This is a genomic window from Flavobacterium movens (genome assembly GCF_039581425.1).
In the GTDB taxonomy this organism is placed as follows: Bacteria; Bacteroidota; Bacteroidia; order Flavobacteriales; family Flavobacteriaceae; genus Flavobacterium; species Flavobacterium luteolum.
The window spans coordinates 110347-137326 of sequence record NZ_JBCPXY010000002.1 but is presented as its reverse complement, the minus strand read 5'-3'; the positions used below and the strand labels follow the sequence as shown (position 1 = coordinate 137326).

Genomic DNA, 26980 nt, shown 5'->3' with positions numbered 1-26980 from the left:
AGTTTTAAGGAATTAGTTTTAGAGTAACAACATCATGTGAAACTATTTCTGCACTAAAAGGCTTCTTCGTATTTCCTACTTCTTTATTTTTCCAAAGATCTTTTATTTTAAATGTCGTTTTTACGAAATCAGCTTCATAACCAAAATCTGCGTCTTTAAAGCTATTTTTATTCCAATCGAAAGCGATCTTTTTTGAAGTTTCTGTTCTATTTACAAAGCTAACTGCCCAATCTCCATGTGAAAGTGGTTTTACCCATACTTCTACTCCATCTAATATAGCATATTTAAAGCCTTGAATCCCTAATTTATCTTGATTGACAGCCAGTAATTCTTTATTCGTTAAAATAGCCAGAGTTTCTTTAGACATTTTTCGATAATCATTTCCTGTAAACAAAGGCGATGAAAGCATACACCACATTGTAAAATGCGTTTTATCTTCTGTATCCTTCATTTCATTTCCAACTTCCATCATATCAAAATCATTCCAATGATCTGGACCTGAATATTTTCGAATATCTTTTCTCATATCGGCAATTTTCATGAATCCCCAAGACGACCAATTTTCTGGATGTTTGAATTCGCAGTCAAAACATGGATAAATATCTCCCGATATTCTCCAAAGATTCCCAATTGGTTTTCCCCATTCCCACGGCTGATTGTCTCCCCATTCACAAAGGCTGAAAACAATTGGTCTTCCAGCTGTTTTAATTGCATTGCTCATTGTGGTGTAAGCTTCTTTTGCTGTAATTCCTTCTGTATTACACCAATCGTATTTTAAAAAATCGATTCCGAGTTTTGCATAAAATCTAGCATCTTGATATTCGTAACCTCTTGTTCCTGGATAACCTGCACAGGTTTTTGTTCCTGCGCAATTGTACAAACCAAATTTCAGACCTTTACTATGCACATAATCAATAAGCGCTTTCATTCCGTTTGGAAATTTTTCAGGATCGGGCACCAAATCACCGTTTACATCACGTTCGTGCGTCATCCAGCCATCATCTAAAACAATATAATTATAACCCGAAGCCGCCAAACCCGAAGAAACCATGATGTCTGCAGTTTCTTTCACTAATTTCTCATTTATATTGGTTCCAAAAGTATTCCAAGAATTCCAGCCCATTGGCGGTGTCATTGCTAATCCTTCAAATTTACCGCCTTGCTGTTTATGTGTATTGCCTTGGCTAAAAGCAAAACTCGAAATACCCAGAATAAGCCCTAAAATTATTTTTTTCATTCTTTATTCATTTAAAAAAGACATATAAAAAGATATTCCCTAATTTCTCAATTAGGGAATACCTCAAACTAACTCATAACCTATTATTTCTTTTTTTATAAAAATCCGATATCATCTATATAAAGAATACTAGACGGAGTAATTGTTCCTCCAGAAAACTCCTGAATAAACACACTATCAAAATTTCCATCAGTTAAAAGTTCAGGATGCAAAGCCGAAATAGGAATTGAAATATTATTCCATTGCCCCGGCACTAAAGTAACCGTAGTACCTTTGGCAGAATCGCCCGTATCACTATTTATGGTAACCATAATTTTCGTGCTTTCTGTTGGGAAAATAGACATTTTAACAAATTGGTAATCTGATGCTTTTAGAAGAAGATCAGAGTGCATGAAAAGTCCGCTCCAAGCTTCAGCAACTTTTTTGATTGCATTTGTTCCTCTGCTAACTTTTTCAGTGCTTTCCCAGGTTATGTCTCCTCCCCAGCCCCAGCCCCATCCTTTCAATGAGTCTTCGTATAATAAATATTTAAGTCCGATTCCGCTTGGAGCAGACACTCCAAACTCCGTTTCAATAACAATAAGCGCATACGAATCAAAATCAGCTGGAACAGTTGCTTTTATTTCTGTTTTAGAAACCGTAGTAAATGTCGCTTCAGTAGATCCGAACTTAACGCTTTTAACTTTTACAAAATTTTGTCCTGTAATAGTTATAACATCTCCCGGAGAAGCCAGAACTTGCGACAAGCTGCTAATTACTGGAGCCGGAGGAGTCAATTCAATCACATTACTTAAAACATTGACAAAACCATTTGTTCCGTAATAATCCAATCCTGGCGCTTCTTTATCTGATCCGTTTACCTTTAAAGTGTTATTGGTTACATTAATACTTAACAAATATAAATCTGCATTTACTGCATTTGCCATTGTCGCATAATCTCCTGTTTCCAGATAGTCTGCTTGAACCCCTTCCAATTTAGCCACTCTTTTCTTAACACCTTTAATAACGTGACTTAAAACAAGCTGTTTCAAATCTGCTACAGGAACTAAGTTTACATCTGGATATCCTAAATCATTTACATAACCATTAGCTACCAAATATGCATCAAAAGCAGTATTGTTAGGCACGAAATAAGTGTAATTATCAGCTGTATCTAATGTCGATTCTAAACCAGCCAGTTTTATCGCTTTTGTAAACGTAGTTAAATTACTATTTGCCTGAAGCAAGCCGTATGCCGTATTATAATTTTGCTGTGCTCCTCCAATATCTTCAATTTCGTTATCGCAGGAAGAAGCTGCGACAACCAAAAAGGCGCATATAGCAATATGTTTTACTTTATTATATATATTTTTCATAAATTCTTTTTTAGTTTTTAATTATGGATCTTACTAAACAAACTCAGTTTAAGAATCGAAATTTATTTTCGAATCCCACCCAATTATTTCAATACCAAACCGATATCATCTAGATAGATTACATTTCCTCCAAAACCGCCAAATTCTTGATATCCAATTTGGGTTAATTCAGTTGGATTACCAAGTGAACTATATGGCACTTCAATATAAGTCCAAGATGTTCTAACATCAACAACCACAATGTTTTTCTCAGCATCTCCATTAGCAAAAAACTTCACTTTTCCTGCCTTTTCACCTTTAGCCCAAAATCTTACTGCTTTAAATTTATCCGTATCGTGATAAGACCAGTTGTTAATACCAATTACATACCCATCCCATTCACCAGCTTTCCATTGAATACATTTAGTTCCCTGATAAACATCTTTAGCATAGGCCGCATCAAATTCATTAGTTCCGTCCCAAAGAGATTGCCAGCCCCAAATATTAGTGAAAGCATCATCATAAATTTCAGAACCTATTACTTGTGGAGCTACTGTTGTTCCAGATACATTTGTTACAGATAAACTTTTCAAGTAACTTCCTTCAGGAACTTTAACCTGAATCTCTGTCAATGTAGAAGATATTGGCTCAACTTGGATGTCCCCAAAATTAACTACAGGACGCAAGAAATATTCACCTGTAATGGTAATGATATCTCCTGGATTTGGATTAACAGGAAATCCCGTAATATTAGGACTTGGAGGTCTAATCGCTACTTTATAGCTCAAGCTGCCATTTCCGGTTACGATCTTCATTTCGTCCATCTCATTATAGTATGGCGTTTTTGAATCTACTAAAACCACAATTGCGTTGTCTGTTACGAATGCCGGATTAAAATAAGACTCTAATCCGTTGAACGAAATTGATTTTAATGTCGAAAAACCAGATCCTCTAATGATATAGTAGTTTCCTGCATTAATAACATCTGTAGGAACATCTACTTTTCTGTCTCCTTCAACCAAAGGGTCGTCAACAACAGATCTGCTGATACCTGTTACTTCGAGTTTTCCAGATGAACTTGCCGAATCATCATTTGAACAGGAAGCGAAGAGGAAAATTGAAATCGAAGCCAAAAAATACAACTTCAATAACATGCTATTTTTTATATTTTTCATAGTGATTTACTTTTAAAAAATTATTTGAAAGTGTAAGGAACTGGTGCCTCTTTCAATTTTGGATTTTTTCTAACTTCGACATCTGGTTTTGGATAAATAAAATCAGTTGGCGTTGGCGTATAATGTATTACACCTTGAGAATCGAAACCTCTATCTTGCTTAGAAATTATATTGATTGCTTCCTGACGTGGCAGTCTTCCTAAATCGAACCAAAATTCTCCTTCAAAAGCAAATTCAACTCTACGTTCATGAAATAAAGCTGCTTTTGTTAAAGGCACATTAGTCCCTAAAATGCCAAGACCTGCTCTAAGTCTCACTTTGTTATATGACTCTTTCGCTGCAGCGTTTGTAGTTTCATCAGCTCCAGCCATAGTTGCTTCGGCATGTATTAATAAAAGATCAGCATAACGCATAATATAATTACAGTTATTCATTCCGCCCCATCCATCAGCTGGTCCTGTCTCGCTAGTCACTTGCCCAACAACATATTTTTTAACCGCTGCTCCTGTATTGGCTAATGCATCTGGATATTTTGTTTTATCCATAACAAAACCTACAACACCATCTCCTTTAATGTTAGGATAAGAATCTCCATAAATCATAAAAGACTCTTTTCTTCTTAAATCTCCGATTTCAAAAGCATCCTGAACATCATTACTCGGCACATAAGTAGCACCGTATGAAGCGTTATCATTCAAAATATCTAAACCATATTGAATATTAGAGAAATTTCCTCCTCCATAAGTATTAATAGCTCCTGACCACTGCCATGAATAAATAGACTCTTGGTTATTATTTCTACTTGTCAGAAACAAATCTCCGAAGTTTGGCATCAAATCGAACTCACCAGAATTGATTACTTTTTCAGCCATTGATTTAGAATCTGCATATTTCTTTTCATATAAATATACTTTGGCTAAAAATGCTTCAGCAGAACCTTGAGTTACAAAAATATTGTCTCCGCTAGGAGTTCTAGATCTAATTTTTGATTTTAGATTTGCTGCGGCAAATTTTAAATCGTTTTCAATGAAGGTATATACGTCTTCAATTCTATTTGTATTCACCATTGGATTTTTTGCCAAAGCCAAATTATCTTCTATAATAGGCACTGGCCCATACAAACGAACCAAATAAAAATACGCGATCGATCTAAAAAAATGTGCTTCTGCAATTGTGTTTTTAATAACTGCCCTATTCACATCTGCTGTGGCATTTTTTTCAATATTATTAATTAAGTTATTGGCTTGCGCTATAATTGCAAAACAAGCTCTCCAAGGATCTAACAATATTGGACTATCAGAAGTCAATTTAAACTGAATCAATTCTGGCCCATCAGCATAAGCCAAACAATTCCCTGATGACAGTTCTGACAATGCGTAAAAGTTTTTAGTATAATAAGGAGCCCACATTGCACCATACATTCCGTAAGTAGTTCTTGCAACCTGCTCATCAGTATTATAAAACTGGTCACTGCTGTAACTATCTTCAGATGGGCGATCCAAAAAATCTTCGCTGCAAGAAGTAGTTGCCAAACCTAGCGTTAAGAATAAAACTAAGGTCTTTATATTGATATATTTTTTCATAAGAGTAGTAATTAAAATTCTAAATTCATTCCAAAAGTGAAACTACGATTGGTTGGGTAACGCCCTGAATCGATTCCAGTTAATAATGGATCTTGGTTATATGATCCAATTTCAGGATCATAGCCTGTATATTTGGTAAATGTGTAAAGATTTTGAATACCAAAGTAAAATCTTAATTTACTAATGCTCGCTTTTGAAATCACATCTGAAGGCATATTATACCCTAAAGTAACTTGCTGGATTCTTAAATAAGAAGCATCTTCTATATAACGATCAGAGATTGCAATATTTGGATGTCCGTCTCCTCCATCAGGTCTTGGGTATTTTGCATCGGTATTTTCTGGTGTCCAAAAATCTGCAGCTTCTGCCAACTGATTTTCATACAAACGTTGGTTTTTTGTACCAGCACGTCTTGTTAGGTTCATTGCTTTATTGCCATAAGATCCTTGTAAGAAGACACCTAAATCAACATTTTTATATTTAAAAGTATTGTTGAAGCCATAAGTAAATTTCGGTGCTGGGTTACCAATATAGGTTAAGTCCTTATCATCAATCAAACCATCTTTGTTCTGATCTACATACTCAACATCTCCCAACTGGCTTTTTACCGCTTTATTTCCCGTAAAAGGAATTGGTGCATTGGCCAATTGCTCGTTCGTTCTGATAATACCAACTGCTTGATATCCGTAAAACTGTCCAACTGGCTGACCAACTACAGTTTTGGTTACTGCTTTAGTAGTATAATCATTAAGCATTACATCTTTTGTCAAATCAAAATTGTCTTGAAGACTCAACAATTTATTTTTATTTGTAGAGAAAATTACTTTTGAATTCCAAGAAAAGTCTTTTCCGAACTTTTCATTATAATCTAAAGTCATTTCAAAACCTTGATTTCTTAAACTTCCTAAATTTACGCTTGGCGCTCCTAAACCACCTTGATAAGCATCTGTACCTGTAACGTAGTACGGCAATGGCAATACAAATAAAAATCCTTCAGATTCTTTTTTATATACATCAAATGTTGCTTGAAGTTTTGATTTGAAAAGTGTAAAATCTAAACCAAAGTTGGTTTGTTTAGAAGTTTCCCAAGTTAGATCTGGATTTGCAATATTATTAACCGTAAAGAAGTTACCCATTGCCGATTTTATTGCACGAACAGTACTCATGTAACCGCCACCGCCAATATTTTGGTTTCCAGTTTCTCCATATCCACCTCTGAACTTGATATTATCAATGTATTCTCTCGTTCCTTCCATAAACTTTTCGTTCGAAAGTTTCCAATAACCTGAAACCGAAGGGAAGTAACCCCATTTTTGACCTGGCCCGAAATTTGAACTTCCATCTGCTCTCATAGTTGCCTGCAAACCATATCGATTATCATAATCGTAATTAAAAGATCCGAAGAAAGAATACAAAGCAGAGCTCCCTTTATATTCTGAAGCAACAACTGAATCAGGATCTCCTAAACTAATAGAATGAATATCATTACTCAATAACCCAGAAACAGATTGCGAATTTCCAAACCAATGACTATCATTTGCCTCTTGACCAGCTAAGACGTTAAAATGATGATTCCCTACATCAGCTTTATAAGTCAAAAGGTTTTTAACATTAAGCTGATACCAATTGCTTGCTCTTTCTGTCAGCATATTGGTTTCTCTAACCGCTGAGCCCCACTTATAAGTAGGCTGAAAACCTTCAAAATTATCAACATTTGTAGAGCCTCCAAAATCAAAACGATATTCCAATCCTTTTGCAATTCTAAAGCTCGCATAAAAATTCCCCAAGAAATTCTTTTTGATTAATTTATTGGTATTCATCAAAGCCGAAGCAACAGGATTGATCCAAACTCCAATTGATCCGTCTGCTGGCGGACCAGAATAATTACCATTCGTATCTTTTACCGCAACATCTGGAGTAGATAAAATAGAAGTACTGATAATACCATTACTCGCTCCATTTATAGTAATATCTTCATTTGTTATACCAGCACCAACAGACACTCCAACTGTTAGCCAATCTTTTATTTTGCTATCAACATTTGTTTTAAAATTATATCTTTTAAAAGCAGAACCTATAACAATACCTTCCTGATTGGTATAACCTCCAGAAATATAATAGTTTGTACCATCTTTTGCACCAGAAAACGAAACCTGATAATTATTCATTATAGCCGTTTTATAAATCTCATCTTGCCAATTTGTTCCTTTACCAAGAACAGACGGAACAGCAAATTCGTCTCTCGGCGTTACGCCATAAACAGCAGCCAAAGCATTCTGCTGTGCAGCATATTGACTCAAAGTCATTGTATCTAACAAGTTAGTTACATTTTGAATAGAGAAATAAGAATCAAAAGTGATTTTTCCTGTTCCTTTCTTACCTCTTTTTGTAGTAATAATAACAACTCCATTCGACGCTCTAGAACCATATATAGCAGTTGCAGAAGCATCTTTCAAAATATCCATCGTTTCAATGTCATTCGGATTTAAAAAAGAGATTGGGCTCGAAGTTACGTTTCCTGTATTTGTTCCCAAATAACCTGTAACTATAGAACCTCCAGTTGCAGTATTCGCTGCATCTCCAGAAATAGGAATACCGTCTACAATATACAATGGCTCATTGGTTCCAGAAATAGAAGTAGTTCCACGTATTTTAACTGACACACTACTTCCTGGCTGTCCAGAGTTGTTCGTAACTGTTACCCCAGCAGCACGTCCTTGCAACAATTGATCTACAGATACTTGTGGAGAGTCTGCAATATCTTTAGAAGTAACAGTAGAAATAGCGCCTGTCAGATCCTTTTTCTTTACACTTCTATATCCTACATTTACCAATACTTCACGCAAATCTTCAGCGCTTAGTTTTAAAATCACGTTGAATGTTCCTCCATTTTTTATGTTGACTGTCTGTGTAACGTAGCCAATAAATGAAATAGAAAGAGTAGAATTTGCAGGTGCTTCTATAGAAAATTTCCCATCAAAATCTGTCGAGGCTACTTTTTTTGTACCTGTAACCATGATGTTGGCACCAGGAATAGACAACCCCTTCTCGTCAGATACTGTTCCAGAAACCTTTACCTGTGCTGTAATAAAATTACTGGTCAGTAACAAAAATAATATCAAAGGAACGGCTCTGTGGTCAGCCCTCCAATGAATGAAGCTAGTAATTAGTTTTTTCATAATAAGTGTTTGGTTAGTTAAATTTGTTTATTGCATAATCTTAAAGTAAATGCCAGGGAAAAGTTACTCTTAAATTATTTAACAAATCTATAACAGAGACTATTATCAAATCAATAATATTATATCATTTAATGATAATATTTTTACTATAATCGTTTTAAAAAACACATATCAAAATAAATACGAATAAAAATTGAATTATTCGCAAAGACAATACTCTAAAACAACTCAACCATGAATAAAAGCTAATGAAATCTAGAAAAGAAAACGATTTCGCTAAAAATAATATTTATAAGTGATAAAAAAGTATCACTACAAAATACGCTTCAAACCAGAAAATTCTTCACGATACTGACTTGGAGTGCAATTTTTAGTCGCTTTAAAACTGCGGTTAAAATTGGCTATATTATTAAAACCAGATTTAAAAGCAACCTCAGAAACACTCATATCTTTCTCAACCAGCCAACGTGCTGCATAACCAATTCGAATGTCATTTATGTAATTGACGAAAGTTTTTCCTGTACGTTTTTTTATAAATCGGTTAAAAGAAATGATTGACATGCTCGCCACATTTGCCACGTCTTCTAAAGTGATTTTCTCAGCAAAATGTTTTTGCACATACTCATAAACTAATTTCATTTTATCATAATCATCAAACGTATCATAATCGACGGTATAAGTCGAAAGCAGACGCTGATTTCTAGAATTGGCAAGATCATATAATAAAGACGTTATTTCAAGAAAATAATCCATCCCGTCCAGTTTTGAAAGCCTCACAAGCCTTGGCGTCAGCTCTTCGGCAGTTTTTTTTGAAAACAGAATTCCATGTATCGATCGGTTAAACATGTCCCGAATCGGATTCATAATACGTCTTGCCAGTAAAGATTCATGAAATAAATCGTTATGAAACTGAATCGTAATTTCGTGTATTTTTTTATTTGTGCATTTATTCAATTCCCACCCGTGATATAAATTCGGACCAATCAAAACCAATTCGACATTATCAATTTCTTCAATATTATCACCCACAACCCGCTTAACACCTTTTCCGTTCAGGATAAAATTAATCTCAAATTCCGGATGATAATGCACCGGAAAATCAAAACTATCTTTTACACGATCAAAAACCAAAAAGCTGTCACCCGCAGCAAGCGGTGCAATTTCTCTATAAAAATTTTTCGTAGTACCCATCTTAAAACTATTTTCAGGAAAGTAATGTGTATTTTTTGACTGCAATAATATGATATATAATTGATAAAATAATATTAATTACACTATTATCATCCGTTTATCTTTGAAAAAATTAATTATCATTTCTTTAAAAAGAATATTAATAATAAACATTAATCATTTTTAATCGAATATCTTTTTTTAGTTTTAATAATTTTAAAGAGTAATCGCTAAAGAATTTTCGAGTAATATAAACAGTAGATTTTCAAATTATAAATCATTGTATATTTATCGTTTAGCGCCATTAACAACCAATAATCCGACAATGAAAAAACATTTTATTATGCTCCTAACTGCTGTTTTGATAAGCACTTCGTGTGAATCTCAAAAAAACAACAGTAATACAATTTTGTCACTTTCAGATAAAAAAGCCACTCCAGAAACACAATCGCTTTATAAGAACCTAAATACATTAACAAAAAAAGGTTTTCTGTTTGGACACCAAGACGATTTGGCTTACGGTGTAAAATGGAAATATGAAGACGGACGAAGCGATGTAAAAGATGTCGTTGGCGACTATCCTGCTGTTTATGGATGGGATATTGCAGGTTTAGAAAATAATAAACCTAATAATATTGACGGCGTTCCTTTTGCTAAAATGAAACAATATATTATTGATGCCAATGCCAGAGGCGGAATTTCTACCATAAGCTGGCACTTTGATAATCCTGCAACTGGAAAAAATGCTTGGGATAACGTTCCTAATTCTTTAAAAACAATTTTGCCTGGTGCCGAAAATCATAAAAAATTTACTTCTTGGCTAGATAAAGCTGCGGCTTTCTTTTTGTCTTTAAAAGATAAAAACGGAAAGAGCATTCCGATACTTTTTAGACCTTTTCATGAACTTACTGGCGGATGGTTTTGGTGGGGGAAAGGAAATTGCACTCCAGAGGAATTTAAAACGGCTTGGAAATTTACAGTTGATTATTTGCAGAAAAAAGGCGTTCATAACTTGATATATGTATACAATACTGGGAGTTTTAATAGCGAAGCAGACTTTTTAGCCAATTATCCTGGAGATGATTATGCCGATATTTTAAGTTTTGATACTTATCAAAACAATGATGACCCGAATGGTGAAAAATTTATAAGTGAAGTTCAAAAACAATTTAAGATTTTAAATGAAATTTCTATTCAAAAAAACAAACCAATGGCACTGGCCGAAGCTGGTTATGAGGCCATTCCAGATCCAAAATGGTGGACGGGAACTTTACTAAAAGCAATTGGAGATTATAAAATTTCTTATGTCTTGATGTGGAGAAATCACGGCTGGCAAGAAAAAGAGCAAAAAATGCATTATTATGCGCCATTTTCTGGACAAGTAAGCGAAAAAGATTTTGTTGATTTTTACAATCTCGATCAGACTATCTTTGAAAAAGACATTCAGAAAAAATTAAAATGATCAATTAGGCGAAATATTCCAACACATAGAAACATAGATTTTATTGCTTCTCCTTTAAGTTTAAGATTAAAGAAAAAGCAAGCTTTAAAACATAGTTCTATGTGTATTATTCTAAGTGAAACGCCTTTAGTAAATTCCTAAAAGCTATGTTTCTATGTGTTAAAAATAATTTTATCAAACAAGTTAAAATAATTGCCCCAAAATAAATTACAACCTTAAAAAATAACCAATGCACGACAAAATTAGTTTAAAAGAAAAAATCGGTTACGGACTTGGAGACGCTGCTTCATCTATGTTCTGGAAAATTTTCAGTATGTATTTACTGTTTTTCTACACCGACGTTTTCGGATTGGCACCTGCCGTAGTCGGAACCATGTTTTTAATTACCCGTATCTGGGATTCTTGTTTTGACCCAATTGTTGGAATTCTGGCTGACAGAACCAAAAGCAAATGGGGAAAATTTAGACCATACTTACTTTGGGTAGCGATACCTTTTGCCGTAATTGGGGTTTTAACTTTTTACACTCCTGATTTTGACGAAAAAGGAAAAATCATTTATGCATACGTGACTTATTCATTAATGATGATGATTTATTCTTTGATCAACGTTCCTTATGCCTCACTTTTGGGCGTAATGTCATCTGATAGAAAAGAAAGAAATACACTTTCGTCTTATCGAATGGTTTTTGCTTTTGGAGGAAGTTTATTGGCACTTTGGCTAATTGAACCTTTGGTGAATTATTTTGGAGGAAATTTAAATTCTAAAACGGGCTGGCTGGCAACAATTGCCGTTTTCGGTTTAATTACCACCGCATTTTTCTGGGCTTGTTTTGCCTTTACAAAAGAAAGAATCAAACCTATTGCAGACGAACAAAACAACTTAAAAGAAGATTTAAAAGATCTTTGGAAAAACAAACCTTGGTGGATTTTATTGGGAGCAGGAATTGGAGCTTTGGTATTCAATTCAATTCGTGATGGCGCTGCGGTTTATTACTTCAAATATTATGTAAGCAATGCTGTGAATTTCGATTTTTCACTTTTCGGAACCGATTTTCATATGACACCAACTTCTATTTATCTGGTTCTAGGACAAGCAGCAAATATTATCGGAGTTATCATTGCAACGCCAATTGCCAATAAAATTGGTAAAAAGAAAACCTTTTTTGGAGCAATGGCTTTGGCAGCAATTTTAAGTCTTGTTTTCTATTTATTCGGAAAAGAAGATGTTTTCTTAATCATGAGTTTCCAAATTTTAATTAGTGTTTGTGCGGGCTGTATTTTCCCATTAATCTGGTCAATGTATGCCGACAGCGCTGACTATTCAGAATGGAAACAAGGACGCAGAGCAACAGGATTGGTATTTTCAGCATCCTCAATGTCACAAAAATTCGGATGGACAATAGGTGGAGCTGGAGCAGGATGGCTTTTAGGTTATTTTGGTTTTCAGGCCAATGTCGAGCAAACTGCAACAGCTCAAAACGGAATTCAATTAATGTTAAGCATACTGCCTGCAATAGCCGCCGCAATCTCAGTCGCTTTTATAGCATTTTACCCTTTATCAGAAGAAAAATTACAGATTATAGAACAAGATTTAAACGAAAAGAGAGATCAAAATCAATAAAAAATAAAGACATAGAAATCAATTATATGGCAACAATAACATCTTCAGTCCATTTTCAAGAAAGAAAATCGGCATTAGAAAAAGAACATAAAACGCTGATTGAGCAAAAAAATGAACCGCAAAAAATTGCAGGAAACGGTATTTACGAACGCTATAAAAACCCTGTTGTTACTGCTGCTCATGTTCCTTTAAACTGGCGTTTTGATTTTAACGAAAACACAAATCCGTTTTTACAGGAAAGAATTGGCGTAAATGCCGCTTTCAACGCTGGAGCAATGAAATGGAATGGCAAATATTTACTTGCTGTTCGTGTAGAAGGAATTGACAGAAAATCGTTTTTTGCCATTGCAGAAAGTCCAAACGGAATTGATAATTTCAAATTTTGGGATAAACCTTGCGTAATTCCGCAAACAGAAGAACCTGACACCAACGTATACGACATGCGCCTAATCAATCACGAAGACGGATTTGTTTATGGAATTTTCTGTACCGAAAGAAAAGATCCAAAAGCTCCAAAAGGCGATACAAGTTCGGCTGTTGCCAATGCTGGAATTGTTCGTTCTAAAGATTTAGTAAACTGGGAAAGACTTCCTGATTTAATTTCGAATACTGGACAGCAGCGAAATGTAGTGTTGCATCCTGAATTTGTAAACGGAAAATATGCTTTATACACACGTCCGCAAGATGGTTTTATTGATGTTGGTTCAGGCGGCGGAATTGGTTTAGGTTATGTTGAAGACATGAAAAATCCAGTTGTAAAAGACGAAAAAATTATTTTTGGAAAACAATATCATACCATTTATGAATTGAAAAATGGTTTGGGTCCAGCTCCAATTAAAACCTCAAAAGGCTGGTTACATTTAGCCCACGGAGTTCGTAATACGGCTGCAGGATTACGCTACACTTTATACATGTTCATGACCGATTTGAATGATATTTCGAAAGTAACACATGTTCCTGCAGGACATTTTATGGGACCTGAAGGAATTGAAAGAGTTGGCGATGTTTCGAATGTTTTGTTTTCTAACGGATGGATTGAAGGCGAAAACGGAACAGTTTACATATATTATGCTTCGTCTGACACAAGAATGCATGTGGCAGTTTCTACAGTTGATAAATTGGTTGATTATGTGATTAATACGCCAGCAGATACTTTTATTTCTGCAGGTTCAGTTCAAACGATTATTAATCAAATCGAAAAAAATAACGCAATCTAAAAATACCGTGTCATTACAAATAAAGCTTTTAAAATCGGAACTAACTGCAGAACTGGATTCCATTCTAAATTATTGGTCGCAACGAACTATTGATGAGAAAAATGGTGGTTTTGTTGGTCAAATCGATTTTAACGATCATCTGATTGCCCATGCCGAAAAAGGTTCGGTTTTAAACGCCCGAATTCTTTGGACATTCTCTGCCAGCTACAAAACCACAAAAAACAAAAACCACAAAAAACTGGCAGAAAGGGCATTTGAGTTTCTTGTAGCTTACTTTTATGACACCCAATTTGGAGGTCTTTTTTGGAGTATTAATGAGGATAAAACTCCAAAAGACACCAAAAACCAGATTTATGCTTTAGCCTTTGCGATTTATGGATTGTCTGAATATTATTCGATTTCAAAAGAAGAAAAAGCTTTAGAAATTGCTAAGAAACTGTATCTAAAAATTGAGGAACACAGTTACGATCCTATAAACAAAGGATATTTTGAAGCTTTCACAAGAGATTGGCAACCCATTGAAGATTTGCGATTGAGTGCAAAAGATGCCAATGAAAAGAAAACCATGAATACACATCTTCACATTATTGAAGGTTATGTGAATTTATATAAAGTTTGGAAAGATGAAAAACTGCTTGCTACTATTATCGAATTACTAGAAACCATCGAAAAATATTTTATCAATACTGAAACGGGACATTTGCGTTTGTTTTTTGATGAAAATTGGAAAGAAAAACCAGATGTTATTTCATACGGGCATGATATTGAAGCAGCTTGGCTTTTACAGCAATGCGCCGAAATTTCAGAAAATGAAACTTTGATTGCCAATTATAAAAAACATGCCATTCAAATTGCAGAGGCAACCAAAGAAGGTTTAGATGCTGATGGTGGTTTATGGTACGAATTTGATCCTAAAAAAAATGAGTTAATTGCCGAAAAGCATTGGTGGCCACAGGCTGAGGCCTTAATTGGTTTTTATAATGCTTATCAATTAACAGGAAAAGAGGAATATCTGGATATTGTTTACAAAAACTGGAAATTCATAAAAAAACACATGATCGACCGGCAAAACGGAGAATGGTATTGGGGAATTTATGGCGATTATAGTATAATGAAAAAAGACAAAGCTGGATTCTGGAAATGTCCCTATCACAATGGCCGTGCTTGCCTAGAACTTATTCATCGAATTGAGAATTAAGGTTTCAAATAAAAATCAAAACGTCTTACAGAACGTAAAGCCCTAGCCCCGATAGAAGCGGCATCCTTTTATGGTGGGGTTCACCATAAAAGATATAGCGTATAGCGGGATTAGCTCCTTAAAATATAAATTATGAAAAATAGATTCTTTAAAACCCTTTCATTGGCCTTAATTTTTACTGCAATTGCTTGTCAGGCGCAGGAGAGAATAACCGTAAAAGGAAATGAATTTTACAAAGGTGATAAACCGTACGCTTATATTGGTACCAATTATTGGTATGGAAGTATGTTGGCTTCTAAAAAAATAGGCGATCGTAAAAGACTTTTGCGCGAATTGGATTTAATGAAGAAAAACGGAATCGATAATTTACGGGTTTTAGTTGGTGCTGATGGAGGAAAATATGATTTTACAGTTCGTCCAGCACTGCAATATGAACAAGGAAAATACGACGAAGATTTATTGGATGGATTGGATTTTCTGATTAACGAAATGAGCAAACGCGGTATGTACGCCGTTTTATACTTGACCAATAACTGGGAATGGTCAGGCGGAATGTCGCAATATTTGGAATGGAATGGTAAAGGTCCAGTTCCTGTTCCGAATATTCCGCCGAATACTTGGCCACAGTTTATGTCGTACACAGAACAATTTCATAGCTGTGAACCTTGTATAGAAGCCTTAAATAATCATGTGAAGTTTATTATTGGAAGAACAAATGCTTATTCTAAAAAGAAATATAACGAAGACAACACGATTATGTCTTGGCAAGTTGGAAACGAACCTAGACTTTTTACAGTAGAAAATGAAGCTAAATTCACAAAATGGCTCAATAACATTGTGGATTTGATTGATAGTTTAGACAAAAACCATTTGGTTTCTACAGGTTCTGAAGGAAAAAATAGTTCGAACGACAGCATGGAAATCTTCGAAAGAACACATCAAAATCAGAACATTGATTATTTGACAATGCATATCTGGCCAAAAAACTGGAATTGGTTTAAAGCTGATAATGCCGAAGCGACAATGCCAAAAACTATTGAAAACGCTGGTAAATACATTGACGATCATATAAAAGTGGCAAACAATCTGAAAAGACCTATTATCATTGAAGAATTTGGACTTCCGAGAGAAAATGAAAATCTGAATGCGGGAGCATCTTCTGTTTACAGAAATCAATTTTACAGCTACATTTTTGGAAGAGTCGCTGAAAGCGTTAAAAATAATGGTCCGTTAAGAGCTGCCAATTTCTGGGGTTATGGCGGTGAAGGAAAAGCAATTCACCCAGACGGAAAATGGAATCCCGGAGAGCCTTTTACAACAGATCCTCCACAAGAACCACAAGGGTTAAATTCTGTTTTTAACGGAGATAAATCAACATTGAAAATTGTAAAAGATTATAATTTGGAATTGAAAAAATAAAATAAGAAACATCCCAACTTTCTGTAGAGACGCACCGCAGTGCGTCTTATACACAAAGAATATCCTGAACGTAAACTGGACGTAGACGCACTGCAGTGCGCCTCTACAGAATAACAAAATCGAAATTTGATAAAAAAGCACAGCATGAAAAATATATTTATTCTTTTTTGTTTTTTATTTCTGAACATCTCTTTTTCACAAAAGAAACAAGACTTTATTCTGAAATCTCCCGACGGAAAAATCGAAGTTAAAATTGCTGTACATGATAAAATCTCTTGGTCAATTTCTCATGAAAAAGATTTGATTTTGGCTACGTCTGAAATATCGATGACTTTATATCAAAATGAGGTTTTAGGAAAAAATCCAGTTGTTTTAAATTCAAAAAAAGAAAGTGTAAATACTTCTTTTGAAACACCTTTTTACAAAAAGAAAACCGTAAAAGATCAATACAACAAACTGATTCTAAATTTTAAAAATGATTTCGCTCTCGAATTTCGTGTTTTTGATGATGGGGCAGCGTATCGATTCATCACAAAAAAGAAAAAAGAGATTACGGTTAAAGACGAAGAAGTGGTGCTGAATTTCGACAAAGATTATAATACTTTAATGCCGTATGTACGTGATTTAAGAAATCCGAAAGATCAGTTTATATCTTCGTTTGAATCGCATTATGAAAACAAAAAAGTAAGTGAATTTTCTAAAAACACACTGGCTTTTCTTCCATTTCTAATTGATTATAAAAACCATAAAAAAGCCGTTTTCTTAGAAGCTGATCTAGAAGATTATGCGGGACTTTTTGTAACCAATAATAAAAATAAAACTGGCTTTGAATCTCGTTTTTCTAAATACCCGACTCAAGAAACCAACGGCGGTTTTAATTACCTCAACAAACTGATTACAGAAAGAGCCGATTATTTAATAAAAACAAAAGGAACGAGAACTTTTCCGTGGAGAGCGATTGTCATTTCTGAAAATGATGCGGCTTTGGCCAATAATGATATGGTTCAGAAATTAGCAGAACCTTCTAGAATAAAGGATATTTCATGGATAAAACCAGGAAAAGTAGCTTGGGATTGGTGGAACGACTGGAATATTTACAACGTAGATTTTAAAGCTGGAATTAATACGCAGACGTATAAATATTATATTGATTTTGCTTCTAAAAACAAAGTCGAATACGTGGTTTTGGATGAAGGCTGGAGTATCGAAACCGACATTATGAAACACAATCCAAATGTCGATTTGGAAGCTTTAATCGCTTACGCGAAAGAACGAAACGTTGGCATTATTTTGTGGGCTTCGTGGATGGCTTTGCATGAAAATATTGATGGTGTTTTTGACAATTATGCAAAACTAGGCATAAAAGGCTTTAAAGTAGATTTTATTGACCGTGATGATGCCAAAATGGTAAATTCAGTTTATGATATTGCACAAAAAGCAGCCAATCATAAATTGATAATCGATTTTCACGGAATGTACAAACCAACTGGAATTCAGAGAACATATCCAAATATTTTAAACTTTGAAGGTGTAAAAGGCTTAGAAAACAATAAATGGACACCAAATGATGATGTTCCGTTATACGATACCACAATTCCGTTTATTAGAATGATGGCGGGTCCAATGGATTATACGCCAGGCGCTATGCGAAATGCTACAAAAAGCGAATTCAAGCCAAGTCATTCAACTCCAATGAGTCAAGGAACAAGATGTCATCAATTGGCATTGTACACTATTTTTGAAGCACCTTTACAAATGATGGCAGATAGCCCTACTGCATATATGAAGGAACAAGAAAGCACTGATTATATCGCTAAAGTTCCAACTACTTTTGATGAAACGGCCGTTCTTGATGGTGAAGTTGGAAAATACGTTTCTATTGCTAGAAGAAAAGGAAACACTTGGTACTTAGGCGCAATAACAAATTGGGATTCTAGAGAAGTAACAATTGATTTTTCTTTCCTTGAAAAAGGCAAAAAATTCCAAGCCGAAATCTTCTCAGATGGATTAAACGCAGATAAAGCTGCAACTGATTATAAAAAAGAAGTCCTTACCGTTGACTCTACTACTAAACTAAAATATCGTTTAGCAAACGGTGGAGGATTGGCGATGATTATTAAATATTGAGAAAATGTTTTTTGTAAGATGTAAAATGTAGAAATGTCAATTGCACATAAAAAAAACGACAGGTTTAAAAAACCTGTCGGTTTTAATATTCGTGATGTTAACCAGACGTAGACACAGTAAGGCCTCTACAATTATGCGTGTCCACCATTTCACAATTCACATTTCACAATTTCACAATTTACAATTAAGATAATATCTTCTCAATCGCATTCAATTCATCTTGCGAAAATTCAGTATTCTGCAAACAGTCAATATTATTGCACAATTGCTTTACAGAACTCGCTCCAATTAAAACAGACGTAATTCGCTTATCTTTTTGCAACCAAGCCAAAGCCATTTGCGCCAAAGACTGATTTCTATTCTGAGCAATTTCATTCAGCTGAATTAATTTCTGAATTCTTTCCTGCGTCACCTCATCTTCTTTCAAATGCCCATTTGGATTATGAGCTCGTGAGTTTTCAGGAATTCCTTTTAAATATTTATCCGTTAAAAGTCCTTGTGCTAAAGGTGAAAAAGCAATACAGCCTACTCCTTTTTCTTCTAAAACATCTAACAAGCCGTTTTCTACCCAACGTTCCAACATGGAGTATTTTGCTTGATGGATCAAACAAGGCGTTCCCAATTGCTTTAAAACATCGACCGCAACTCTGGTTTGTTCAGCAGAATAATTACTGATTCCAACGTACAAAGCTTTTCCACTTCTAACAGCGTGATCCAAAGCCATCATGGTTTCTTCAATCGGTGTTTCTGGATCTGGGCGATGTGAATAAAAAATATCGACATAATCAATGCTCATTCTTTTCAAACTCTGATCTAAACTTGACAATAGATATTTTCTCGAACCCCAATCTCCATAAGGACCTTTCCACATGGTATAACCTGCTTTCGTAGAAATCACGATTTCATCACGAAGATTTCCCTGAAAATTATGCCATAAGATTTTACCAAAGTTTTCCTCAGCAGAACCTGGAACTGGTCCGTAATTATTCGCCAAATCAAAATGAGTAATTCCTTTATCAAAAGCTTCAATGGCAATACTTTCGGCATTTTCAAAATTATCAACCGAACCGAAGTTGTGCCATAATCCTAAAGAAATTTCAGGAAGCAGCAAACCGCTTTTTCCACATCTGTTATATTTCATTGTTTTAATTTAAAAGTTGAAGTTTTAATAGATTTTAAAAATACAAAAAACTCCCGCAGATTTAGCAGATTTTGGAGATTAAAAAAATCTACTTGATCTGCTAAATCTGCGGGAGAAAATTAAAAACATCATTCATTTTAATTTTTGTAAATTTGTTTAAATAATAAAAACTATGGAAAATAACTGGCAAAATTTAATTTCGATAAACCAAGATATTAGGTTTGGGAAACCTATAATTAATGGAACCAGAATCTGTGTTTCTGATATTCTCTCATGGTTATCTACAGGAATGTCTTTTGAAGAAATCATTGAAGATTTTCCTGAATTAAAAAAAGAGCACATTCTTGCTGCGTTAAGTTTTGCTGCTAACAGAGAAAATATTACGAAAATAATAGCAGCGTAATGAAGTTACTTCTGGATGCAAATATCTCATGGAGAATAATTAAATTAGTTGAAAATACTTTTTTCAATTGTTTACATGCTAATGATATTCCAGTAAATCAACCAGCAAAAGATATTGAGATTTGGCAATTTGCGAAAGTAAATAATTTAACTATTTTGACTCATGATGATGATTTTGAAAAGTTATTACTTTTAAAAGGAGCCCCTCCAAAAGTTATAATTCTAAAAACTTTCAATAAAAACACTAAACAAATAGCTGAAATTTTGTTCTCAAAAAAGCATATAATCGAATCGTTTATAACTAATACTGAACTAATGATTCTAGAAATTTACTAAGTGCTTATTAATTCATATAAACAATAAATCCGACCAATTTCAAAAAACGGTCGGATTTATTGTTTATATAAAAGCTAAACCAAACTATATTGTTTATTCTAAATCATGAATTCTTTTCAGTTTGAAAGAAAAATAAATGTAAAAAATACCGCTTGCGATGAAAGCAAAAGCAGTCCAATATACTATTGAAAGTCCTGCAAAAATAGGATTCCATAATAATAAAAAGGAGAACAACACTCCCAAAATCCCTAATCCTAAAAGATTTTTCCAATCCGGAACAGAATAACTTTTTAAATTAAAAGCCATAAAAATAGCCATTATAGAACGAAACAAAATAGCTAATCCAACATAAAGCGGCAAAAGGGTTACCGAAACTAACGGATTAGCAATTAATACTATTCCAACACCCAAACCTATAATTCCTGATACCAGTGTCCAACCCCAATTGTCTATTTTTTTTCTGTTTGAAAGTGCAAAAATAATTTCAAAAATTCCGCTGACCAGAAACGACACACTAAATAAAAATGCCAATGTTAAATATGCTTTTACAGGTGTGGCAAAAGACCAAAATCCGATGATTACAAAAAGTATTCCCACTAATAACGGAATGTACCAATAATCAATTGCTGCTTTCACTTTTTTAAATAAAGAATGTTCCATAATACTATTTTAAAATCTTGCCTACTCTATAAAGTTTTCAGCTTACCTTTAATTACCAAAAAATATTTTTAATTGGCTGTCTATCAAAGATAAGACAAAAGCGTAAACCAAAACACTTTTTCCATAATAAAATACTGACATATAAACACTTAACAAATCAATAGCCTCCAGCTTTAGCTGGATGAAAACATAATCACAATGAAAAGGGCTTTAGCCAAACTTTACAGGTTTGACTCAAGCCCTCTCTAACTTCAGATCTTATTTCCCTAGCTAAAACTAGCGACTATTCAAAAAACTTTGCGACTCTGCTCCCGATAGCTATCAGGATTGCGAGATTAAAAAACGCTGAACCTTTGTCACTTTGCTTCTTTGTCCCTCAAAAAAGCTACTCTTTAATTTCAAAAGCACTCTGCAAACCTTTATCAGAGCTTCCTCCAACCATGATTTTAAACGTTCCAGGTTCTACCAAATAATTTCCTTCATTATCATAAAACCCAAGTTCCTTATCGGTTAAAGTAAAGCTTATCGTTTTAGTTTCACCTTTTTTCAAATTAACCAATTCAAAACCCTTCAATTCTTTTATTGGCCGAACGATACTTGCAAATTCATCATGAATGTATAATTGCACCACTTCTTTTCCATCATAATTTCCTGAATTTGTAACCTCAACGCTTACCTGAACTTTTTCACCTTTTGCGAAAGCCGTTTTATTCAACTTCAAGTTTTTATAATCGAAAGTCGTGTAGCTTAAACCAAAACCAAACGGAAACTGAGGCGTTTTCTCCACATCCATATAATGCGACCAGAAAACATTTTTATCACTGTCAGTTGGTCTTCCTGTGCTGTATTTGTTGTAATAAATTGGAACTTGCCCAACATTTCTAGGAAACGACATTGGCAATTTACCACTCGGATTATAATCTCCGTATAAAACCTGCGCAATTGCATTTCCAGCCTGCGTACCTAAATGCCAAGCTTCTACAATTGATGGAACATTTTCTGCAGCCCATGGAATACTCAACGGACGGCCATTATTTAAAACCAAAACCACATTTGGATTTGCTTTATAGATTTCTTCTAATAATTCCTGCTGTAAACCTGGCAGATTCAAATCAGTTCTGCTTCTTCCCTCACCACTTTGAAAACCGTATTCACCTAAAACCATCACCACAACATCGGCATTTTTTGCTGCTGCTTTTGCAGCTTCAAATCCGCTTTTATCTGTTGCATTGAAAACGGTTTCAGTTAAGAAAGTCGCTTTTTGTTTTAATAAATCAGCTCCTTTTTCAAAAGTTAGCTGATTGCCTTTATATTGCTGCATTCCTTCTAAAACCGAAACGGCAGTATCATCAGAAGCCGCAATTCTCCAGCTTCCCAACGGACTGTTTTTATCATTTGCCAATGCTCCAATCAAAGCAATTTTCTGTCCAGATTTCTTTAGCGGAAGCAGATTTTTTTCATTTTTTAACAAGACAATAGATTTTTTCGCCATATCCAAAACGCCTTCGTTGTTCGCTTTGCTTCCAACAACTTCTTTTTCGCGTTTTTCATCACAATATCTGTACGGATCATCAAATAAACCCAATTCAAATTTGACGCGTAAAATTCTGCGAACCGCATCATCTACCAAAGATTCTTTTACTTTTCCAGATTTTACCAGATCAACCAATTTTGCAACATATAAATACGATTCCATATCCATATCAGAACCTGCAATCACTGCTTTTGCTGTTGCATCGGCTTCGTCTTTTGCATAACCGTGAGCGATCATTTCGCGAATCGAAGCATAATCAGAAATCACAAATCCGTCAAACTTCCATTTTCCTTTTAAAATATCTCTCTGCAAAAAGGCGCTTCCAGTCGCAGGAACACCGTTCAAAGTATTAAACGAATTCATAAACGTACGAACTCCAGCGTCGACCGTTGCTTCAAAAGGAGGCAAAACCGAATTGTACAATTTCGAATTGCTAATATCAACTATATTATATTCCAATCCTGCTTCAACATAACCGTAAGCCGCAAAATGTTTCGCACAAGCCGCGATCGTATTTACTTTAGCCAAATCAGCAATGGTTTCTCCTTGAAAACCTTTAACTCGTGCATATCCAATTTTACTTCCTAAGTATGGATCTTCTCCCGAGCCTTCCATCACACGTCCCCAACGCGCGTCGTTCGCAACGTCAACATTTGGTCCAAAAGTCCAATTGATTCCAGATGCCGAAGCTTCATCTGCTGCAATCGCCGCCGATTTTTTAATTGCTTCTAAATCCCAACTTGCCGCTTCTGCCAGCGGAATCGGACTTAACGTTTTATAGCCATGTATTACGTCAAAACCAATAATTAACGGAATTCCCAAACGGGTTTCTTCCACCGCAATTTTCTGCACCGCACGAACTTCTTTCACACCACGAACCGTCAACATCGACCCAACCAATCCTTTTCTTAAATGTTCGTATTTTAACTCAGCTGTTCCGCCTTTTGGCGCAGGTCCTGTAACATCCCAAAAGCCATTATATTGGTTCATCTGCCCTACTTTTTCCTCCAATGTCATTAACGGTAAGAGCAAATCAATACGCTGCTCAACAGTTTTATTCTTATCCAGATACGGCTTTTTTTGTGCATTCATATTTCCAACAGTAAACAGGGAAAATACCCCAATAATTAGTATTTGTTTATTTTTCATTGTGGTTTAGTTAGTTTTTTTTCTAAGGTTCTATCCCGATAGCTATCGGGACTGAGACGCTAAGATTCTAAGTTTTTATATTTTGGCGTGCCCCGCTGAAAAAAGCGGGTCGGGCTATCCGTTTCAAGTCCTCGCCTGTTCGTTCCTCACGGCTGTGGGCTTTCCACTTCTATCCCTCACGCAAACGGTCTCAAAAGAACGTTTTGGTCATCTTGTCATCCTGAAGAACGAAGGATAACACTAGAAGATCCGCATAGAACTCCGCTAATCTTTGTAGAGTTACATGTATGATCCTTCGTTCCTCAGGATGACAAACTTTGTGTCTCACTTTGCAGGCTTCGACTTCGCTCAGCCTGACAAAGCAAATCAAAATCTAAAATCTTGCTTCTTTCTTCTTTATAGACTCACTCAGAAACAAAACAAGAAGCAGGCAAATTCGCTTTATTAAACAAATCTGACTGAATCGTATTTCCCCATGCAAATCTCACTTTTGCTGGAGAAGCTACTTTTTTACTTGTCACAATCACTTCGTTATTTTTAATCGAAGCTTCGGTTGGATAGAAGATTCCATCTATTCCCGCAACCTCAAATTGATTCGATTTTTTGTCTTTAAAGTATAATCCGGCTCCGTAGTCAAAAGAAACGGTTACTGTATTTTTATCCACTTTAATCCCTTTAAAAAGTGGTCCATTAACCAAATTAGAATTGGTTTTGTAAGTTTCTGCCAAAGCCAGATTCGCTAAACGAATTCCAACCGATTTTTTATTTTTTGGATGAATATCAATCGTATCCGAAATATCACTGATTACCACCATTCCTGTTTTCGAAACTTCTTTCAATAATTTTCTCTGCGAGTCTCTAACTGTTACATTTGAAAAATTGTTCTTTCCTGTCTTAAATGGTGCAATCTGAACATAATAAAAAGGGAAATCGTCTTTCCATTCTTTTCTCCATGAAGTAATTAAAGCCCCCAAAGTTTTATCATAAACCAAAGAACCTACATTCGACTCTCCTTGATACCAAAGCGTTCCTGCAATTTTAAATCCTATGATTGGATAAATCATGGCGTTGTAAGCTCTTCCAGGCTGTCTTGGTCCATATTCTTGCTCGTTCAATTTTTTGGCATTTTCCAATAAAATCGGATCGTTATTTACGACTTCTGCAGGCATCCAAATTTCTGCGGGAGTTCCGCCCCAATTTGAAGAAATTAATCCGATTGGGACATTTTTCAAATCTTCGCGCAAGCGTTTTGCAAAAAAGTAACCAACAGCGCTAAAATATTTCATGGTTTCAGGAGTCGATTCTGTCCAATTTCCCAGCAAATTATTCTGCGGATTTTCAGCTGTCAATTTTGGAACTGTGAAAAAACGAATATTAGGATTTGTAGCATTTTTCATTTCTTCTTCGCCATCGTCAATTCCCCAGCTCACCGACATTTCCATATTCGATTGTCCAGAACAAAGCCAGACTTCGCCAATTAAAATATTTTTTAAAACCACTTCATTGTAGCCTTTTATCGAAATTGTAAACGGTCCGCCCGCTTCTGGAGTTTTAATGGTAATTTCCCATTTTGCCTGATTATTCGCAACAGTTTTATATTCCTGATTATTCCAGCTAGAAATTAGTTTGATTTCTTCTTTTGGATTCGCCCAACCCCAAATTTTCACTTGAGAGTTGCGCTGTAAAACCATATTATCACCAAAAATATTCGGAAGCGACACATTTGCCTTCATAGTACTGGAAATCAATAGAAAGAAAACAAACTTAAAAATATTATTTTTCATTTAGCAACTTCTTTAAAAATGGGCCATATTCCTCTGCCAAAACCTTATGATCTGCCACATCTGGATGACCTGAACATCCATTTGGTATCATTGGCTTGAACTTGAAAATCTGAATTGATTTGTGTGATTTATCATCCGCAAAAGCGTTCTTAACTTTATTCAGACAATCTTCAAAAACAACTGCTCTTTCTCCGCCAACCATTGGACTATTTGTAATTACAATCTGTGTATTCGGATTGTGTTTGTAAAGCATTTTGATGAAGTCGATATAATTCGAAACATACTTTTCTGGATTAAATGGCAAGCGTTCTTTTTTACCATCTCCACCAGAAAAATCATTTGTTCCTAAGGCAATGCTGATAATGTCGGGTTGAAACGCAAAATCATATTTCGGTTTTGAAACCTCTTTTGTTAAATATAAATTTGGATAAACATCTGGCATTATGGCTTCGTCTTTATGCTCATCGTTCCAATTTCTGTACATTCCGATTCCCGAAACACAGCTCATCAAATAATCGACGCCAATTGTTCTCGAAAGTGTTGGCCCATAAGCATAATACCCATTATGATGATCCATATATTCTCCTTTATCACAAGGAACATCAGACGGATCGCTCGCAGCACCACAAGTAATAGAATCACCTATGAACTCAATTTTCTTTTTCTTTTGAAATGAAATTGTAGTCAGTTTTGCAGTTGTTCCAGCAAACAAAATATTGCCACTTTGCGCTTCTGTATTTTTGTAGATTTCAAGTCGATGTTCTTTTTGCTTAGAAGCGACATCGATTGGAAATGATTGAATTGGCCCTTTTTCAATTCTTATCTTTCCCAGATATTTTCCATCTAGAACTAGTTGAACATAGTTATGATGTTCGTATGAATCAACGCTTTGAAGAGATATTACGCATTCTTTTCCAGTAAAATTAAAAGCAACCGAAGAAGCCGTTCCAATTAAAATAACCTGATCGTTTTGAAGTTTATCAATTCGACCTTGGTATAAAAAAGTTTTATTAGAATTTTGAGTTTGTGAATTCGAAATCAGAGAAATCAGCAAAAACGAAATTAAAACAGCTATTTTTTTGGGAAACATAGTTTATTTGTTAAAATATAAATACGATTCACAAATATATTGGAAAGAGATTATCCAAAAAGATACTAAAATGTCAAAAAGTAATAAAAAAACACCACATAAACACATCATTCCAACCGTTATAGATGTCAATTCTTACATCTATCATAAAAACCAACAATT

General features: G+C 34.9%; 19 protein-coding genes. 8 read left to right on the top strand and 11 right to left on the bottom strand.

Going from position 1 to position 26980, the window contains the following annotated elements; all coding sequences use genetic code 11:
• Nucleotides 1–4 precede the first annotated feature (4 nt).
• The 6 genes from AAYQ05_RS04060 to AAYQ05_RS04035 form a co-directional block, all read right to left on the bottom strand.
• The gene (locus tag AAYQ05_RS04060) at nucleotides 5–1237 is read right to left on the bottom strand and encodes a glycoside hydrolase family 27 protein (protein ID WP_343541300.1); all 1233 of its coding nucleotides are present in this window, start codon (nucleotides 1235–1237) and stop codon (nucleotides 5–7) included.
• Nucleotides 1238–1332: 95 nt separating this feature from the next.
• Nucleotides 1333–2592, bottom strand: coding sequence for a fasciclin domain-containing protein (locus AAYQ05_RS04055; RefSeq protein ID WP_343541299.1), 1260 nt, complete (start codon nucleotides 2590–2592; stop codon nucleotides 1333–1335).
• Nucleotides 2593–2675: 83 nt separating this feature from the next.
• Nucleotides 2676–3746 (bottom strand): IPT/TIG domain-containing protein, encoded by a 1071-nt coding sequence (locus AAYQ05_RS04050; RefSeq protein WP_343541298.1) that lies wholly within the window; start codon nucleotides 3744–3746, stop codon nucleotides 2676–2678.
• A gap of 20 nt (nucleotides 3747–3766) precedes the next feature.
• Nucleotides 3767–5329: a RagB/SusD family nutrient uptake outer membrane protein gene (locus AAYQ05_RS04045; RefSeq protein ID WP_343541297.1), complete on the bottom strand. Its 1563-nt coding sequence runs from the start codon at nucleotides 5327–5329 to the stop codon at nucleotides 3767–3769.
• 11 nt (nucleotides 5330–5340) lie between these two features.
• Nucleotides 5341–8508 carry a SusC/RagA family TonB-linked outer membrane protein gene (locus tag AAYQ05_RS04040; protein WP_343541296.1) on the bottom strand — a complete coding sequence of 1056 codons (3168 nt, stop codon included), beginning with the start codon at nucleotides 8506–8508 and terminating at the stop codon, nucleotides 5341–5343.
• Between the two features lie 312 nt (nucleotides 8509–8820).
• Nucleotides 8821–9699, bottom strand: coding sequence for an AraC family transcriptional regulator (locus AAYQ05_RS04035; RefSeq protein WP_177212433.1), 879 nt, complete (start codon nucleotides 9697–9699; stop codon nucleotides 8821–8823).
• A gap of 304 nt (nucleotides 9700–10003) precedes the next feature.
• Here AAYQ05_RS04035 and AAYQ05_RS04030 point away from each other — a divergent pair, with 304 nt between their 5' ends.
• From AAYQ05_RS04030 to AAYQ05_RS04005, 6 genes are all read left to right on the top strand, one after another.
• Nucleotides 10004–11140 (top strand): glycoside hydrolase family 26 protein, encoded by a 1137-nt coding sequence (locus AAYQ05_RS04030; RefSeq protein WP_343541295.1) that lies wholly within the window; start codon nucleotides 10004–10006, stop codon nucleotides 11138–11140.
• Between the two features lie 229 nt (nucleotides 11141–11369).
• Entirely contained in the window at nucleotides 11370–12761 is a 1392-nt protein-coding gene (locus AAYQ05_RS04025; protein ID WP_343541294.1) for an MFS transporter, read from the top strand.
• A gap of 26 nt (nucleotides 12762–12787) precedes the next feature.
• Nucleotides 12788–13978, top strand: coding sequence for a glycoside hydrolase family 130 protein (locus AAYQ05_RS04020; protein ID WP_343541292.1), 1191 nt, complete (start codon nucleotides 12788–12790; stop codon nucleotides 13976–13978).
• A gap of 7 nt (nucleotides 13979–13985) precedes the next feature.
• Nucleotides 13986–15176 carry an AGE family epimerase/isomerase gene (locus AAYQ05_RS04015; RefSeq protein WP_343541291.1) on the top strand — a complete coding sequence of 397 codons (1191 nt, stop codon included), beginning with the start codon at nucleotides 13986–13988 and terminating at the stop codon, nucleotides 15174–15176.
• 132 nt (nucleotides 15177–15308) lie between these two features.
• Nucleotides 15309–16595: a glycoside hydrolase 5 family protein gene (locus AAYQ05_RS04010; protein ID WP_343541290.1), complete on the top strand. Its 1287-nt coding sequence runs from the start codon at nucleotides 15309–15311 to the stop codon at nucleotides 16593–16595.
• A gap of 144 nt (nucleotides 16596–16739) precedes the next feature.
• Nucleotides 16740–18722, top strand: coding sequence for a retaining alpha-galactosidase (locus AAYQ05_RS04005; protein ID WP_343541288.1), 1983 nt, complete (start codon nucleotides 16740–16742; stop codon nucleotides 18720–18722).
• 184 nt (nucleotides 18723–18906) lie between these two features.
• On the opposite strand, the gene mgrA is transcribed toward AAYQ05_RS04005, so the two are convergent.
• Nucleotides 18907–19863 carry an L-glyceraldehyde 3-phosphate reductase gene (gene mgrA, locus AAYQ05_RS04000; protein ID WP_343541286.1) on the bottom strand — a complete coding sequence of 319 codons (957 nt, stop codon included), beginning with the start codon at nucleotides 19861–19863 and terminating at the stop codon, nucleotides 18907–18909.
• Between the two features lie 172 nt (nucleotides 19864–20035).
• On the opposite strand from mgrA, the gene AAYQ05_RS03995 reads away from it, so the two are divergent.
• Together AAYQ05_RS03995 and AAYQ05_RS03990 are read left to right on the top strand one after the other, a co-directional pair.
• Nucleotides 20036–20266, top strand: coding sequence for a DUF433 domain-containing protein (locus tag AAYQ05_RS03995; RefSeq protein WP_343541284.1), 231 nt, complete (start codon nucleotides 20036–20038; stop codon nucleotides 20264–20266).
• Nucleotides 20266–20601: a DUF5615 family PIN-like protein gene (locus AAYQ05_RS03990; RefSeq protein ID WP_343541282.1), complete on the top strand. Its 336-nt coding sequence runs from the start codon at nucleotides 20266–20268 to the stop codon at nucleotides 20599–20601. Before AAYQ05_RS03995 ends, AAYQ05_RS03990 begins: the two co-directional genes overlap by 1 nt.
• Before the next feature lie 93 nt (nucleotides 20602–20694).
• Here the strand turns inward: AAYQ05_RS03990 and AAYQ05_RS03985 are convergent, their stop codons facing one another.
• The 4 genes from AAYQ05_RS03985 to AAYQ05_RS03970 form a co-directional block, all read right to left on the bottom strand.
• Entirely contained in the window at nucleotides 20695–21261 is a 567-nt protein-coding gene (locus AAYQ05_RS03985) for an HdeD family acid-resistance protein (RefSeq protein ID WP_343541281.1), read from the bottom strand.
• 385 nt (nucleotides 21262–21646) lie between these two features.
• Entirely contained in the window at nucleotides 21647–23944 is a 2298-nt protein-coding gene (gene bglX, locus AAYQ05_RS03980; protein WP_343541279.1) for a beta-glucosidase BglX, read from the bottom strand.
• 404 nt (nucleotides 23945–24348) lie between these two features.
• A complete protein-coding gene (locus tag AAYQ05_RS03975) occupies nucleotides 24349–25728 on the bottom strand; it encodes a sialate O-acetylesterase (protein WP_343541278.1) in 1380 nt (459 codons plus the stop codon).
• Nucleotides 25718–26818, bottom strand: a complete 1101-nt coding sequence (locus AAYQ05_RS03970; protein WP_343541277.1) for an SGNH/GDSL hydrolase family protein — start codon at nucleotides 26816–26818, stop codon at nucleotides 25718–25720. The genes AAYQ05_RS03975 and AAYQ05_RS03970 overlap by 11 nt, the downstream gene beginning before the upstream one ends.
• Between the last annotated feature and the right edge of the window lie 162 nt (nucleotides 26819–26980).